Here is a 14,288-nt window from a genome sequence, read left to right on the forward strand (position 1 = left end):
GGCAACCGTAACCGACAGGGAGACGAGACCCGATGGCCGACGACGCCAAGGAACTGCTGCTGGAGCAGGTCCGCAAATACCACCAGGAGCGCAGCACCCGGGCCGTGTTCGAGCCGGGTACCACGGCGATCTGGCCGTCCGGTGCGGTGCTCGACGAGGAGGACCGGGCGGCCCTGGTCGAGGCGGCCCTCGACATGCGCATCGCCGCCGGCACCAGCTCCCGCAAGTTCGAGTCGGCGTTCGCGCGCAAGCTGAAGCGGCGCAAGGCGCACCTGGTGAACTCCGGTTCCTCCGCGAATCTGCTGGCGGTCTCGGCCCTGACCTCACCCCAGCTGGAGGACCGGCGCCTGCGTCCGGGCGACGAGGTGATCACCGCCGCCGTCGGCTGGCCCACCACGGTCAACCCGATCCTGCAGAACGGCCTCGTGCCCGTCTTCGTCGATGTCGAACTCGGCACCTACAACCCCACGGTCGAGTCCATCGAAGCGGCCATCACCCCGCGCACCAAGGCCGTCATCCTCGCGCACACCCTCGGCAACCCGTTCCCGGTCGCCGAGGTCGCCGCACTGTGCGAGAAGCACGACCTCTTCCTCATCGAGGACAACTGCGACGCCGTCGGCTCCCTCTACGACGGGAAGCTCACCGGCACCTTCGGCGATCTGACGACCGTCAGCTTCTATCCGGCCCATCATCTGACGATGGGCGAGGGCGGCTGTGTGCTGACCGCGAATCTGGCGCTCGCCCGCATCATCGAATCGATGCGTGACTGGGGCCGGGACTGCTGGTGCGAGCCGGGCGAGGACAACAAGTGCCTCAAGCGGTACACGTACCAGATGGGCACGCTGCCGCACGGCTACGACCACAAGTACATCTTCTCCCACGTCGGCTACAACCTGAAGGCCACCGACATCCAGGCCGCCCTCGGCCTGAGCCAGCTGAAGAAGCTGGACTGGTTCTGCGAGGCCAGGCGCGCCAACTGGAAGCGGCTCCGCGAGGGCCTGGACGGGGTGCCGGGGCTGCTCCTCCCGGAGGCGACGCCGCGCAGCGACCCCAGCTGGTTCGGCTTCCTGATCACCGTCTCCCCGGACGCCCCCTACCGCCGTGCCGACCTGGTCGACTTCCTGGAGAGCCGCAAGATCGGCACCCGGAGGCTGTTCGCGGGCAACCTCACCCGGCACCCGGCCTATCTCGACCAGCCCCACCGCGTCGTCGGCGAGCTGACCAACGCCGACATCGTCACCGAGCACACCTTCTGGATCGGCGTCTACCCCGGGCTCACCAACGAGATGCTCGACTACGCGATCGCCTCGATCCGCGAGTTCGTCGAAACCCACATCTAGAGGCTGTCCCTCAGCCGGAACGACCGCAACACACCGAGGAGTTCCTATGTCGTCTGACCTCAGCCCCGGGCCCCCCGGGGGTACGCCGTACCGCTGGCGGTGGTACGCGTTCGCCGTCGTGCTGACGGCCTCGATCATGGACGTGCTCGACTCCCTGGTGACCACGGTCGCAGGGCCCTCGATCCGTGCGGACCTCGGCGGCAGCACCACCGTCATCCAGTGGCTGACCGCCGGCTACACCCTGGCGATGGCCGGCGGCCTCATCGTCGGCGGCCGGCTGGGCGACATCTACGGGCGCAAGCGCATGTTCATGCTCGGCATCACGGGGTTCACCATCGGCTCCGTGCTGTGCGGCATGGCGGACAGCACGACCCTGCTGATCGTGTTCCGTGTGCTGCAGGGTCTGTTCGGGGCCGTGTTGATCCCCCAGGGCCTCGGCCTCATCAAGGACCTGTTCCCGGTCCGCGAGCTCCCCCTGGCCTTCGGGTCGATCGGCCCGGTCATGGGGGTGGCCACGATCGCGGGACCGATCCTGGGCGGCTGGCTGATCGGGGCCGACTTCTTCGGCACCGGATGGCGGATGATCTTCCTGATCAATCTGCCGATCGGTGTGCTGGCGCTGCTCGCGGCGGCCAAGCTGCTGCCGTCGAGCGGGGAGCGCACGGCCACCCGGCTTGATCTGGTCGGGGCGGCGATCGTCGTCGTCGCCGCGGTACTGATGGTCTTCCCCGTGGTCCAGGGCCGTGAACTGGGCTGGCCGGCCTGGACGTTGATGTCCCTGGCGGCGGGCCTTGTGCTGTTCGTGGTGTTCGCCCGCTACGAGTCGGCACGGCATCGGGCCGGCGACGACACCCTGGTGATCCCGGGTCTCTTCCGTAAGAGGGCCTTCTCCGGAACGCTGGCCGCGGGGGCCCTGGTGTTCAGCGCGATCGTCGGCTTCTCGCTGGTGCTCACGCTCTACATCCAGCTCGGCCTCGGCCACACCCCGCTGGAGGCCGCGCTGTACGGCCTCCCCCAGGTGCTGGGCTCCTCGGTCATCGCCCTGGTCTCCGGCAAGATGGGGCTTCCGGTCAAGCTGGGACGGACGCTCATCCACATCGGCACGGCGGGGCTGTGCGGCGGCACCCTGCTGCTGTGGGTCACGGTGCGGGCGGCCGGGGACGGGGTGGACCCGCTCTGGTTCGCCCCGTCGCTGATCGTCATCGGCGTGGGCATGGGCCTGGCGATGTCCGCGCTGTACTACACCGTCAACACCTCCGCCGAGCCCCATGAGTCGGGCTCGGCCTCCGGCACCTTCACCGCCGTGCAGCAGTTCTCCGGGGCGCTCGGCGTCGCCGTGCTCGGCACCGTCTTCTTCGGTCTGCTCGGCGGCGGGGCCGGATCGGAGCTGGAGGCGTCGGCCGCCGGTGCGCGGGCGGGGCTCGACTTCGACCAGGCGTTCCAGGGGACGCTGCTGGTACTGGCCGCGCTGTACGCCGGCACCTTCGCCCTGGCCTTCCTGCTGCCGCGCACCCGTCCCACCTTCGAGCCGGGTCCCGGAGCGGCCCCGGACGGCGAATCGGTGGACGCCGCCCCCGCGTAGGCGTAGGCGCGAACGGCCGGGCCCCGTCCCTCACCGGGGGCGGGGCCCGGCCGCTCACATCAACGTCAGCTGGGTGGGACCGGAGTCCTCCGGGTCGTCCGGACTCCGGCCGGTCTCCTCCCACTGAGGAGGCCGGCCGGTGTGGAACGTCCGCGGCGGGCCGACACCGTACTCGCGGGCCAACTCCCGTACGCGGCCCAGCACCTTGTTCTGGTACCAGCGCGGGGCGTACACCCCCTCGCCGTACAGCCTCCGATAGCGGCCCACGAGCCCGGGGTGGTGCTCCGCGAGCCAGCCCATGAACCACTCGCGCGATCCCGGCCGCAGATACATGACCTCGGGCGCGATCGAGACCGCGCCCGACTCGGCCACCGCCTTCACCGTGGCCCGCAGCTGGGCGGGCGAGTCGCTCAGATACGGCACGATCGGCGACATGAGCACCGCGCACGGCAGACCGGCGCCGGTGAGGGAGGCGCACACCTCCAGGCGGGCGCGGGGCGAGGGAGTGCCGGGTTCCAGGCTGCGCCACAGTCCGGAGTCGGTGAAGCCGACCGAGACCGCGGTCTCCACGGTCGCGCGCTCGGCGGCCTCCCGCAGCAGCTCCAGATCGCGCAGGATCAGTGAGCCCTTGGTCAGGATGGAGAAGGACACCCGGTAGTCGCGGAGCGCGGCGAGGATGCCCGGCATCAGCCGGTAGCGGCCCTCGGCCCGCTGGTAGCAGTCGACATTGGTGCCCATCGCGACATGGTCGCCGGGCCGCGCGCGGCCGGCGAGCTCACGGCGTACGACCGCGGGGGCGTTGACCTTCACCACGATCTGCCGGTCGAAGTCGAGCCCGGCGTCGAGGTCCAGATACTCGTGGCTCTTACGGGCGAAGCAGTACACACAGGCGTGCGAACACCCCCGGTACGGGTTGAGGTGCCAGCCGCGGGGCATGCCCGGGCCGCCCGGCACCCGGGTCAGCACGGAGCGGGCATTGACCTCGTGGAAGGTCATGCCGCGGAACTCCGGGGTGTCGAAGGTGCGGGTCGTCACCGTGTCCCGCTCGAACAGCGGCAGCGCCGACGGCCCCGACGGCCCTTCGTCAGGGCCCTCGGGGCTGTCGGCGCTGCCGTCATGGCGCAGATGGTCCCAGCGCATGGCTCTCTTTCCGTTCTCGGCCGGTGAAGTGCTCACCACTCGGGGGCGAGCACCTCACCGGTCGCCGCGTTCCGCACCGTGATCGCCTCCATCGGACAGGACTCGGCGACGTCGGTGACCGCCTGGTCCGGCCGGACGATCTCATCGACGGGGCGAGCCCGGCCGCCGTCGAGCCTCATGTGCCGAAAGGCCGTGCCCACGCACAGCCCCGTACCGACGCACGCACCCCGGTCGACCTCGATCCGCCACTGTTCCTCGGCCATCCTGCCGTCTCCTTCCCACCGTCCGCCAGTGCTTCCCGCCGGTCACCAGTGCTTCCTTCCCGCCGGTGACCAGTGCTTCCCGCCGGTCACCAGGCGACCAAGAGTTCCTTCGGGGCACGCTGCAGGGTGACCCCCCGCCACGGGACCTCATCGGCCGGCACGGCCAGCCGCAGCCCCGGGAAGCGCCGCAGCAGCGACTCGAGGGCGATCTGCAGTTCCAGCTTGGCGAGTTGGGCACCCAGACAGCGGTGTGCACCGTGGCCGAAGGCGAAGTGCGGGTTGTTCTCGCGATGGAAGTCGATGGTGTCGGGGTCGTCGAAGACCGACCCGTCGCGGTTGGCCGACATCATGGCCGGCAGCACGGCCTCGCCTGCCCGCACCAGCCCGCCGCTCAGCCGCACATCCTCGGTGGCGACCCGCGGGAACGAGGTACCCCGCAACAGCGGTACGTAGCGCAGCAGCTCGTCGACCGCCTGCGGCACCAGGCCCGGGTCGGCGCGCAGTTGCGCGGCCAGGTGCGGCCTCGTCAGCAACAGATAGGTGAAGTTGGAGATCTGGTCCGAGGTGGTCTCGTACCCCGTGATCAGCACACCGACCGCCAGGTCGAGCAGCTCCTTCTCGCTGAGCCGGTCCTCGACGTCGTGCGCGGTCACCAGCACGCTGAGCAGGTCGTCCCTGGGTGCTGTGCGCCGCTGTTCGAGAAGCTCGCCCATGTACGCCCTGATGCTGTCCAGCGCCTGGAAGACATCGTCCAGTGTGTAGCTGTCGCCGGTCGCGGTGAGGGTGACCTCGGCCCAGGCCTGGAGCTGTTTGCGGTCCTCGAAGGGCACCCCGAACAGCTCGAAGATGACGAGCGCCGGCTGCGGGCGGGCGAACTCCGCCACGAGGTCGACCGTGGGGCCCTGGGCCTCCAGCGCGTCGAGCAGCTCATCGATGATCTCCTGGACGCGCGGCCGCATCCCCTCGATCCGCCGCATGGTGAACGCCTTGGCCACCACGCGCCGCAGCCGGGTGTGCTCCGGAGGGTCCATGGACACCATGGCGTCGGGCCCGGGCCCGATGGGCGTGTGAGCCGGCTGGTCCCCGGCGACCGCGCGGGCCCGGCTGAAGCGCGGATCGCCGAGGACCAGCTTCACGTCCTCGTAGCGGGTGGCGAGCACGGCCTCGGAGCCGAAGGGGCACTGCACCCGGGCGAGCCCGCTGTCCGCCCGGATCTGTGCGTACGCCGGGTCCAGTTCGAGCCGGTCGGGTTCATTGAAGGGGTAGCGCCTTGGCTCCTCAGCCATGGCCATGGGTGGGGCTCCTCTCGGTGTTGTCCCCGGGGACCCCGGGGTTCTCGTCCCCGGGGACCGCGTCACGGCGCACTGCCGCTCGGCAGCAGTCTGCCGAGCGGCTGTGGAAGGCAGATCGAGCCGGGCTTGACCGTCAGGAGGACTCCTCGCCCCGGCGCGAGCGGCCCCAGCGGCGGAGCGCCGGGCGCTCGACACCCACGTGCAGGCCCCAGGCGAGCACGACGGAGACAGCCAAGGCCCCCGCCAGGAAGGCGATCCCACCGGGGGTGCTCCACACCGGTCCCATCAGTCCCTGCGGTGTCAGCGCCGATCCGAAGGGCACACGTCCGTACTCCAGCACCAGCTTGTGCACCAGATAGAAGGCGAAGGAGATCTCACCGAGCCACACCAGCGGCCGGCTGCTCAGAATGCCGCGCTTCCCCTTGATGTCGGCGACCGCCACCGCGCCGACCAGCAGCGCGAGCGGCAGGGCCGTCACCGAGGCGAAGCGGTACAGGAACGGCACGTACAGCGCTCCGATGTAGGCGCCGACCGCCAGTGCCGTCGCGGGCAGCACCCCGAGACCGACCCAGCGGCCGGTCAGCACGATACGGGCCAGCAGGATGCCCAGGGCGAACTCCAGGGCGCGGATGACGGGGGAGTAGTAGACGAACCAGATCTGGGTGAAGGACGCCGTGCCCCACATGAACTGGGGCTCGTCGGGCAGCAGGAACTGCGAGACCACCGGCATCAGCAGCGCCGTGGCCGCCAGCCCGCCGGCCCAGTACCACAGCCGGCCCGGACGGATCTTCGATGCCGCGAACGCCAGCGCGGGGAAGGCCAGATAGAACAGCGCCTCGGCCGACAGCGACCAGCTCACGTCGTTGACGCTCGCCGCGTACGTGATGTCCGGCACCCACGCATGCACCAGGAACAGATTCGCGACGGCCGGGCCGAACCCGACGGACCGGCCGCCGAGCCATGCGATCAGCACCAGTGCCACGGCCCAGGTCACGACGTGATTGGGCAGGATCTTGACGAAACGGCGGCGCCAGAAGCGGGGCGCGGTGTCACCCGTCCTGGACGACCAGGTCAGTACGAAGCCGCTGAGGACGAAGAAGAAGGACACTCCGACGAACCCGGCCGCCGACGTGCCGAACTGGAACCCTTCCTGCACCCCGGCGTCGCGGAACACACCGAACAGGCCGGCGTGGAAGGCGAACACCAGCGCTGCGGCGATGAACCGCAGCCCCGTCAGGGACGGAAGGCGAGAGGCGGCCGTCCTCCGCTCGGCCGCCTCATGTACAGGTCCCTCCGCAGCCGGTACCGTCTCCCGCTGTTCGGCCGGTGCCGCGCCGCCGGCCGGTCTCTCCTCGTACGTGCTTGTCATGATGCTCGTCCCTCACTCTCGTCCGCGGGCGCCCGCTGCGCCATGGTTCGCGCACTTTCGCTGCCCCCGCTGGAGCGCCGCTCGGCCGGTGCAGGAGATGTCCGGTGTCCGCTCGAGGCGTACACGACCGTTGATCGAGCGAAGTCTGGAAGCATCGGAAGACGATGTGCTTGCCCCACTCGCGAGCCCGGCAGGCCGGACCGGCCGCCTCAACCTCAGGAGATATTCCATGTCCCATCTGCTCCACATCGACTGCTCCGCCGTCTCCCAAGGCTCCGTCTCCAGAGAGCTCGCCGCGGCCTTCCGCAAGGTCTGGGCCGAGGAGCGCCCGGACGGCCAGGTCGTCCACCGGGACCTGGGTGCCGACGGCATCCCGCACCTGGACGAGGCGGGCATCCTCTCGCAGCTCCTCCCCGCCGAAGCGCAGTCGCCCGAGCAGAAGGCGGCGGGCGCCCTGCGCGACGAACTGGTGAACGAACTCCTCGACGCCGAGGCGGTCGTGATCAGCTCGCCCATGTACAACTGGACGATCCCCTCCACGCTGAAGGCCTGGATCGACCAGGTTCTCGTCGCCGGCCGCACACTGACCTTCGGGGGGCCGAACCCCCTGGAGAACCGCCCCGTGACCCTGCTGCTCGCCTACGGAGGCGGCTACACACCGGGCGCGCCCCAGGAGAAGCTGAACACCGTCGAGCCGTACCTGCGCGTCGTGTTCGACACCAACCTGAACACCGACCTGTCCTTCGTCACCGCGCAGCTGACCCTCGCCGGCACGGTCCCGGGCATGGAGAACCTCGTCGACATGGCCGCGGAGTCCAAGAAGGACGCGCTTGCCGCGGCCGAGGAGCGGGCCCGCAAGGTCCTCTCCTCGCTGGCCACCGCCTGACGGACCACTCCGCGCCGCGCCCCCTCCCGGTACGGACCGGGAGGGGGCGCAGGCCTGTCGGCCTCAGGCGTGTCGGTGGTGTTCAGGGCAGGATCAGCGCGCCGCTGACAGCGTGACGTCGAAGGACCCCGCCACGGATCCGTCCGCGTGGTGCAGCACGGCGGTACCCGATGAGGTGTGGGTGTCCCCGGACACCGTCACCTGCTGGATGCTGTGGATCGTGCCCGGAGGGCCCCCGTCGGGGTCCGGCAGCGGATGCGTCACGTGGTAGACGAACGTGCCGTCCGGGCGCGCGATCCAGTGGCCCGGGCCGCCGAACTGCGGCTTCCCGTCCGGCCCGGCCGGCCCGATCGCCTCCAGGGTGTGGTCGGACCTGAAGACGAACGTCGTACTGTACGGGGCGGGGGTCCCGCCGATGGCGGAGGTGGCGGTCCATGTCCCGACCAGCGCGGCCACCTCGGTGTGCGTGGATGCAGTCATGACCGGCGAGCCTGACCCTCCGTACTCGTACCTCGCTGGAGCACCTCTCGACCCCGTACGGTCGGCAAGCCGGACCTTCCCGGGCGTTCCGGACTCCAGGGCGGCCCCAGGGCGGTTCCGGTGCGGTTCCAGGTCGGTTGCAGGGAGGCTCCCTAGCCTCCCCGCATGGACTTCGCACCCTTCGCACCGACCGAGGCACGAACGTCCGGGTCCGGTCCGCTGAGCGGGCTGAAGGTGGTCGAGCTGGCGGCGATCGGACCCGGCCCCTTCGCCTGCATGATCCTCGCCGACCTCGGCGCCGAGGTGACTCGTGTCGACCGGGCCGACGGCCACCGCTCGTTCGCCCAGTGGCATCAGGTGCTGGACCGGGGGCGACGGGTCAGGGCGCTGGACCTGAAGAGCCCGGCCGGCGTCGTCGAACTGCTCGGCCTCGTGGCGGACGCCGACATCCTGGTCGAGGGGTTCCGTCCCGGAGTGGCGGAGCGCCTCGGGATCGGCCCCGACGCGTGCCTGGACCGCAATCCGGCCCTGGTCTACGCGCGAATGACAGGGTGGGGACAGGAGGGACCCCTGGCCAGGACCCCGGGACACGACATCAACTACCTCGCCCTGACGGGCGCGCTGCACGCGATCGGCGAGGCAGGCGGCCCGCCCGTCGTCCCGGTGAACTTCCTGGGCGACTTCGCGGGCGGCTCGATGTTCCTGGTCACCGGCGTCCTCGCGGCGCTGTACGAACGGCGGCGGACGGGCCGAGGACAGGTCGTCGACGCCGCCATCGTGGACGGCGTCGGCGCGATGCTGGGGATGCTGGTCGGCATGGCCGCGGCCGGCCAGTGGCAGCACGAGCGGGGCACCAACCCGCTGGACGGCGGGGCGCCGTTCTACCGCTGCTACCTGTGCGCGGACGGTGAGTACGTGGCGGTCGGGGCGCTGGAGGACCGCTTCTACGCGGCGCTGCTGCACGGACTCGGACTGGCCGTCGGGTCGCTGCCCGACCGGGACGATCCGAGCAACTGGCCCCTTCTGCGGGAGGAGTTCGCGCGGATCTTCATCCAGGAGGACCGGGACCACTGGGCCCGGCTGTTCGAGACCACCGAAGCCTGTGTGACACCGGTCCTGAGCGTCACGGAGGCCGCCTCTCATCCGCACCACCGGGTGCGTAGCAGCGGCCCCGCCACCGTGGCCCCGCGGTTCAGCCGCACTCGACGAGCGGAACCTCGGTGACGCCGGCGCGGAGTTCACGACGCTGCCACTGCCATGTCACGAACGTGTCCTGAGGACGATCAAGGCGCAACGTGAGCAGCCGTACCGCCTTCTGAGGGGATGGAACCACACGGACGAGCCCCCACGAAGAGGACAGGCGATCAGCATGCGCACTCGGAAGATCTCGGTACTGACCATGACGGCAGTGGCCCTCGGCCTGGCCCTGACGGCATGCGGCAACGACGGTGCCGCCGACGCCCCCACTTCCGCGAGCAGCTCATCGACGGCGGCGAGCACCTCGAAGTCCGAGTCCACGTCCGGGTCCGGGTCCGCCGAGGGCAAGTCGTCGGACACAACCGCCACGTCCACCACGTCGGACAAGAAGTGCACGGATCAGATCAACTACGCCGGTGACTCGCGTTCGAACGCGGAGATCAATTCGATCGGCGCGGACACGGGCACCTGCCCGCCGGTCCAGAAGGCCGACGGGTCGTCGGACGGGCAGCCCATGGACCTGAAGTGCACGAACCAGATCAATTACGCCGGTGACTCGCGTTCGAACGCCGAGATCAACTCCATCGGCGCGGACACCGGCACCTGCCCGCCGGTCCAGAAGTGATCTACTGAAGGCCATGACGTGACGGCGCCGGACCGCCCTCCCGGCTACCGGGGGCGGTCCGGCGCTTACGCGTTCACTACTGTCCACTCGCTAGCGTGCCCATGGCCGACGAAGAGGCCCCCCTGATCGGAGGGCCTCGACGTGGTGCGCGATGTGCGCCCCCGGCAGGACTCGAACCTGCGGCCAAGCGCTTAGAAGGCGCCTGCTCTATCCACTGAGCTACGGGGGCCGGGTGTCGGCCTGCTGCCCCGGAAAGCGTTGGTTCAAGCCATCCGTGACCTTGCGGGGACAAGGATAGGGCTCCGATCGCCTCGTCCCGGTTGCTTCACCTGCGTGGCACGATGTGGAGGTTCGGTGAAGCGAACTGATAATCGCAGGTGGGTGCGATTCATGCATCGCTTTTGACGTCTCCCGCCACGGGTGTTGTGCACTCGTTATGCCTGCGCCCCACTCGTCCCCTCTGTCTTCCGGGGTGGATCCGCCGCGCAGAGGGGCCTATACGCTTCAAAAAGGCTCCAAAATTGGGCATTCTTCGCATGTGGTAACCATGGATGTACGGCCCCAGCTCATCGACGCACTTTCCGCCCTGCGCGACCGTGTCGCTGCCGTGCGTCTTCCACTTCCGTTGCCCGGTGCCCCGCGCGCCCGGCAGACGCGGACCGAACTGCTCGCCCAGCTCGACGACTACCTCGTACCGCGTCTCAAGGATCCCGAGGCGCCGCTGCTCGCGGTGATCGGGGGATCCACCGGCGCGGGCAAGTCGACGCTCGTCAATTCGCTGGTGGGGTGCCGGGTCAGTGAGGCCGGTGTGCTGCGCCCGACCACGCGGACCCCCGTACTCGTCTGCCACCCGGACGACCACCACTGGTTCGCAGGGGTGCGGGTGCTGCCGCAGCTCACCCGGGTGTGGCTGCCCCCGGGCCAGGCCGCGGACCCGGACGGGCTCGATCACATCGGGGCCGAGGGGGACCGGGACGACACCGTGCTGCGTGTGGAGACCGCGGCGACCCTGCCCCGGGGGCTCGCGCTGCTGGACGCCCCCGACATCGACTCGCTCGTCGTACGGAACCGGGTCCTGGCCGCCGAGCTCATCTGCGCCGCCGATGTGTGGGTCATGGTGACCACCGCGTCGCGGTACGCCGACGCCGTGCCGTGGCATCTGCTGCGTACCGCCAAGGAGTACGACGCCTCCCTGGTCACCGTCCTGGACCGGGTCCCGCACCAGGTGATCGCCGAGGTGTCACGGCAGTACGCCGCCCTGCTCACCCGGGCGGGCCTGGGCGAGGTGCCCCGGTTCACCATTCCCGAGCTGCCCGAGTCCGCGGGCGGCGGCAGCGGGCTGCTGCCCACCACCGCCGTCGCGCCGCTACGGGCCTGGCTCACCCACCGGGCGCAGGATCCGGCGGCCCGTCAGCAGGCCGTGGGGCGTACGGCGTCCGGGGTCATCGACTCGCTCAACGTACGGATGCCCGAGCTGGCCGGGGCCGTCGCCGCGCAGTACGCGGCGGCCGTGCGGCTGACCGGAGTGGTCGAGGAGGTGTACGGGAAGGAGCTGTCGCGGGTGCGGCGGCGCCTGAGGAACGGCGCGGTGCTGGCCGGCGGCGCCCGCACCCGGTGGCGCGGATATCCGCTCTACAGCACGGCGGGTGAACTGCTGGACGCACTCGTGGAGAGCCTGGTGGCCCTGCTCCAGTGCGCCGTAGCCGCCTCCGACGAGCAGATCCGTACGACCTGGCAGCGCGAGGCCGCCGCCGGGATCTTCCGCTTCGAGGACGCCGGTCGTGAGGCCGGCGGGTGGGGGCCCGCCGAGGACATCCAGGGCCGGATCGGGATGGCCGTACGCCGCTGGCGGCGGGTCCTGGAAGAGCTCGCCGAGGAGGAGGCACGGCTGCTGGAACGCAGTGCCGCACCGGACGCCGAGACGGTGGCGGCGCTGCTGGCCGCCGCGCTCCTCGGTGGACGCCGTGCCCGGAGCGCCGGGGAGCAGCTCGCCGAACGTATCGGGGCCCAGGGTGCCTTGCGCCTGCGCGACAAGGGCGGGGCGCTGCTCACCGACTGCCTGGACCAGGTCGTGCGGGGCGAGCGTGACCGGCGGCTCGCGCCCCTGGACGCCCTCGACGTCGCCCCCGAGCCGCAGGCCGAACTCATTGCCGCGCTGTCCGTACTGCAGAAGGAGAGGTGGCAGCGATGACTGCCGTCACTGACCAGGGCCGGGACCACGGGCAGGGAGAGCAGAGGGAGCAGAGGGAGCCGGGGGAGGAGAGGGAACAGGAGGAGGCGGAACGGGGGGACCTCAAGGACGGCCGCCGCTGGGACGACGGGCTCATCGCGCGCCGGGCCGCCGAGGCCGAGGCCGAACAGGAGGGCGCGGAGGCCGGGCAGGCCCCCGGGGCCGACGAGGCGGGGCCCCAGGTCGAGGCGTACGGGCTGCCGGGCAGCCCCCTGCGGCCGAGGCTGGACGCGCTGCGTGAACTGGTCGGGCTCTCCCGCGCCCGGCTGGAAGGCGGCACCCTCGCCGAGGCGGGCCGGGTGCTCGACGAGGCGTCCGCCCGTCAGCGGCTCTCCTCCCGGCACACGGTCGTGGCCATCGCCGGGGCGACCGGCAGCGGAAAGTCCACCCTCTTCAACGCGCTCGCGGGCGTCCAGATCTCCGACACCGGGCTGCGCAGGCCGACGACCTCGGCCCCGATCGCCTGCAGCTGGACCGACGGCGCGGCCGGCCTGCTCGACCGGCTGGCCATCCCGGGCCGGCTCCGCCGCAGGCCGGTGCAGGGCGGCACGGCGACCGACGAGGCGTTGCAGGGGCTCGTCCTGGTGGACCTGCCCGACCACGACTCGGCGGCGACAGGCCACCGTGAGCAGGTGGACCGGGTGCTGGGTCTTGTCGACGCGGTGATCTGGGTCGTGGACCCGGAGAAGTACGCCGACGCGGCCCTGCACGAACGCTATCTGCGACCGCTGGCCGGGCACGCCGAGGTCTCCTTCGTCGTGCTCAACCAGATCGACCGGCTGGCAGGTGAGGCCGCCGACCTGGTCCTGGACGATCTGCGCAGGCTGCTCGACGAGGACGGCATGGCGGTGGGGGAGCACGGCGAGCCCGGCGCCACCGTCATCTCCCTGTCCGCGCTGACCGGGACCGGGGTGGGAGACCTGCGGGAGCTGCTCGGCAGGTTCGTCCAGGCCCGTACGGCGGCGACGCGCAGGCTCTCCGCCGACGTGGACGCGGCCGCCGCCAGGCTCAGGCCCGTGTACGTCGCCGACGGGCGCCCCGGGCTGGGCGAGCGGGCCAGGGAGGAGTTCACCGACCGGCTCGCGGAGGCCGTCGGAGCGGCCGCGGCCGGGCAGGCGGCGGAGCGTGAGTGGCGCAGGAACGCCGGCCGGGCCTGCGGGACGCCCTGGCTGCGGCTCTGGCGCTGGTACGAGTCCACCCGGCAGCTGGGCGGTGGCCTGGACCTGATGGCGCAGGTGCTGGCGCCGCCCGAGGAGGAGCTCACGGCACGGCAGCGCGTGGAGCAGGCGGTGCGGAAACTGGCCAACGACGCGGTGGACGGGCTGCCCACGCCCTGGGCGCAGGCCGTGCGCGAGACGGCGGTGAGCGGGGCGAAGGGGCTGCCGGAGGCGCTGGACGACCTGTCGCGGAACGCGCAGGCGGGAGCCGGTGGTGGCGGCCGGGGACCCGGCGTGCAGGGTTCCGGTTCCGGTTCTGCGGGAAAGGCGGGCGGGGCCGTGGGGGGCCGTGCCGCCAGGCCGCCCCGTCCGGCGTGGTGGCCCGCCGCGGTGCTCGCGCAGGCCTCGATGACGCTGCTCCAGATCTTCGGCGGGCTGTGGCTGCTCGGCCAGATCGTCGGTGTGCTCGAACCAGGTCTGCTCACCCCGGCCCTGCTCATGCTGGCCGGAGTGGTCGGCGGGCCGCTCGTCGAGTGGTCCTGCGCGGCCGCGGCACGTGGGCCCGCACGCCGGTACGGGCAGGAGGCGGAACGGCGGCTCCGCGAGGCCGCCGCCGGGTGCGGCAGGGCCAGGGTGCTCGACCCGGTGGCGGCGGAACTGGCGCGCTACCGCGAGGTGCGGGAGCGGTACGTGGCGGTGACGGAGTTGTCCACAACCGGCGGGTAGT

At 71.2% G+C, this 14,288-nt stretch carries 12 protein-coding genes and 1 tRNA gene; 7 read left to right on the forward strand and 6 right to left on the reverse strand.

Translation table 11 applies throughout. From position 1 onward, the window contains the following. Positions 1–32 precede the first annotated feature (32 nt). A complete protein-coding gene (gene rfbH, locus OG623_RS23465) occupies positions 33–1,340 on the forward strand; it encodes a lipopolysaccharide biosynthesis protein RfbH (RefSeq protein WP_406149025.1) in 1,308 nt (435 codons plus the stop codon). Between the two features lie 46 nt (positions 1,341–1,386). Further along, positions 1,387–2,922, forward strand: coding sequence for an MFS transporter (locus OG623_RS23470; protein WP_406149027.1), 1,536 nt, complete (start codon positions 1,387–1,389; stop codon positions 2,920–2,922). Between the two features lie 54 nt (positions 2,923–2,976). Here OG623_RS23470 and OG623_RS23475 read toward each other — a convergent pair whose 3' ends face one another. The 4 genes from OG623_RS23475 to OG623_RS23490 form a co-directional block, all read right to left on the reverse strand. After that, positions 2,977–4,062 (reverse strand): Rv2578c family radical SAM protein, encoded by a 1,086-nt coding sequence (locus OG623_RS23475; protein ID WP_406151970.1) that lies wholly within the window; start codon positions 4,060–4,062, stop codon positions 2,977–2,979. A gap of 32 nt (positions 4,063–4,094) precedes the next feature. Then, the gene (locus OG623_RS23480; RefSeq protein ID WP_406149029.1) at positions 4,095–4,325 is read right to left on the reverse strand and encodes a ferredoxin; all 231 of its coding nucleotides are present in this window, start codon (positions 4,323–4,325) and stop codon (positions 4,095–4,097) included. Between the two features lie 86 nt (positions 4,326–4,411). Further along, positions 4,412–5,611, reverse strand: a complete 1,200-nt coding sequence (locus tag OG623_RS23485; protein WP_406149031.1) for a cytochrome P450 — start codon at positions 5,609–5,611, stop codon at positions 4,412–4,414. 139 nt (positions 5,612–5,750) lie between these two features. Then, a complete protein-coding gene (locus tag OG623_RS23490) occupies positions 5,751–6,986 on the reverse strand; it encodes an acyltransferase family protein (RefSeq protein ID WP_406149032.1) in 1,236 nt (411 codons plus the stop codon). A gap of 229 nt (positions 6,987–7,215) precedes the next feature. Between OG623_RS23490 and OG623_RS23495 the strand changes: the two genes are divergently transcribed. Continuing rightward, positions 7,216–7,872 (forward strand): FMN-dependent NADH-azoreductase, encoded by a 657-nt coding sequence (locus OG623_RS23495; RefSeq protein WP_406149033.1) that lies wholly within the window; start codon positions 7,216–7,218, stop codon positions 7,870–7,872. Between the two features lie 93 nt (positions 7,873–7,965). On the opposite strand, the gene OG623_RS23500 is transcribed toward OG623_RS23495, so the two are convergent. Continuing rightward, positions 7,966–8,352, reverse strand: a complete 387-nt coding sequence (locus tag OG623_RS23500; RefSeq protein WP_406149035.1) for a hypothetical protein — start codon at positions 8,350–8,352, stop codon at positions 7,966–7,968. 165 nt (positions 8,353–8,517) lie between these two features. Between OG623_RS23500 and OG623_RS23505 the strand changes: the two genes are divergently transcribed. Together OG623_RS23505 and OG623_RS23510 are read left to right on the forward strand one after the other, a co-directional pair. Continuing rightward, entirely contained in the window at positions 8,518–9,576 is a 1,059-nt protein-coding gene (locus OG623_RS23505) for a CaiB/BaiF CoA transferase family protein (RefSeq protein WP_406149036.1), read from the forward strand. 145 nt (positions 9,577–9,721) lie between these two features. Further along, on the forward strand, positions 9,722–10,174 hold the full coding sequence (locus OG623_RS23510; protein WP_406149038.1) for a hypothetical protein: 453 nt from the start codon (positions 9,722–9,724) through the stop codon (positions 10,172–10,174). A 156-nt stretch (positions 10,175–10,330) separates the two neighbouring features. Here OG623_RS23510 and OG623_RS23515 read toward each other — a convergent pair. After that, a tRNA-Arg gene (locus OG623_RS23515) sits at positions 10,331–10,403 on the reverse strand. 318 nt (positions 10,404–10,721) lie between these two features. Between OG623_RS23515 and OG623_RS23520 the strand changes: the two genes are divergently transcribed. Both OG623_RS23520 and OG623_RS23525 read left to right on the forward strand, forming a co-directional pair. Then, a complete protein-coding gene (locus OG623_RS23520) occupies positions 10,722–12,365 on the forward strand; it encodes a dynamin family protein (RefSeq protein ID WP_406149040.1) in 1,644 nt (547 codons plus the stop codon). Beyond that, on the forward strand, positions 12,362–14,287 hold the full coding sequence (locus OG623_RS23525) for a GTPase (RefSeq protein ID WP_406149042.1): 1,926 nt from the start codon (positions 12,362–12,364) through the stop codon (positions 14,285–14,287). The genes OG623_RS23520 and OG623_RS23525 overlap by 4 nt, the downstream gene beginning before the upstream one ends. The last annotated feature ends 1 nt before the right edge of the window (position 14,288 follow it).

Origin of the sequence: Streptomyces sp. NBC_01012 (assembly GCF_045162755.1) — a bacterium.
Taxonomy (GTDB): domain Bacteria; phylum Actinomycetota; class Actinomycetes; order Streptomycetales; family Streptomycetaceae; genus Streptomyces.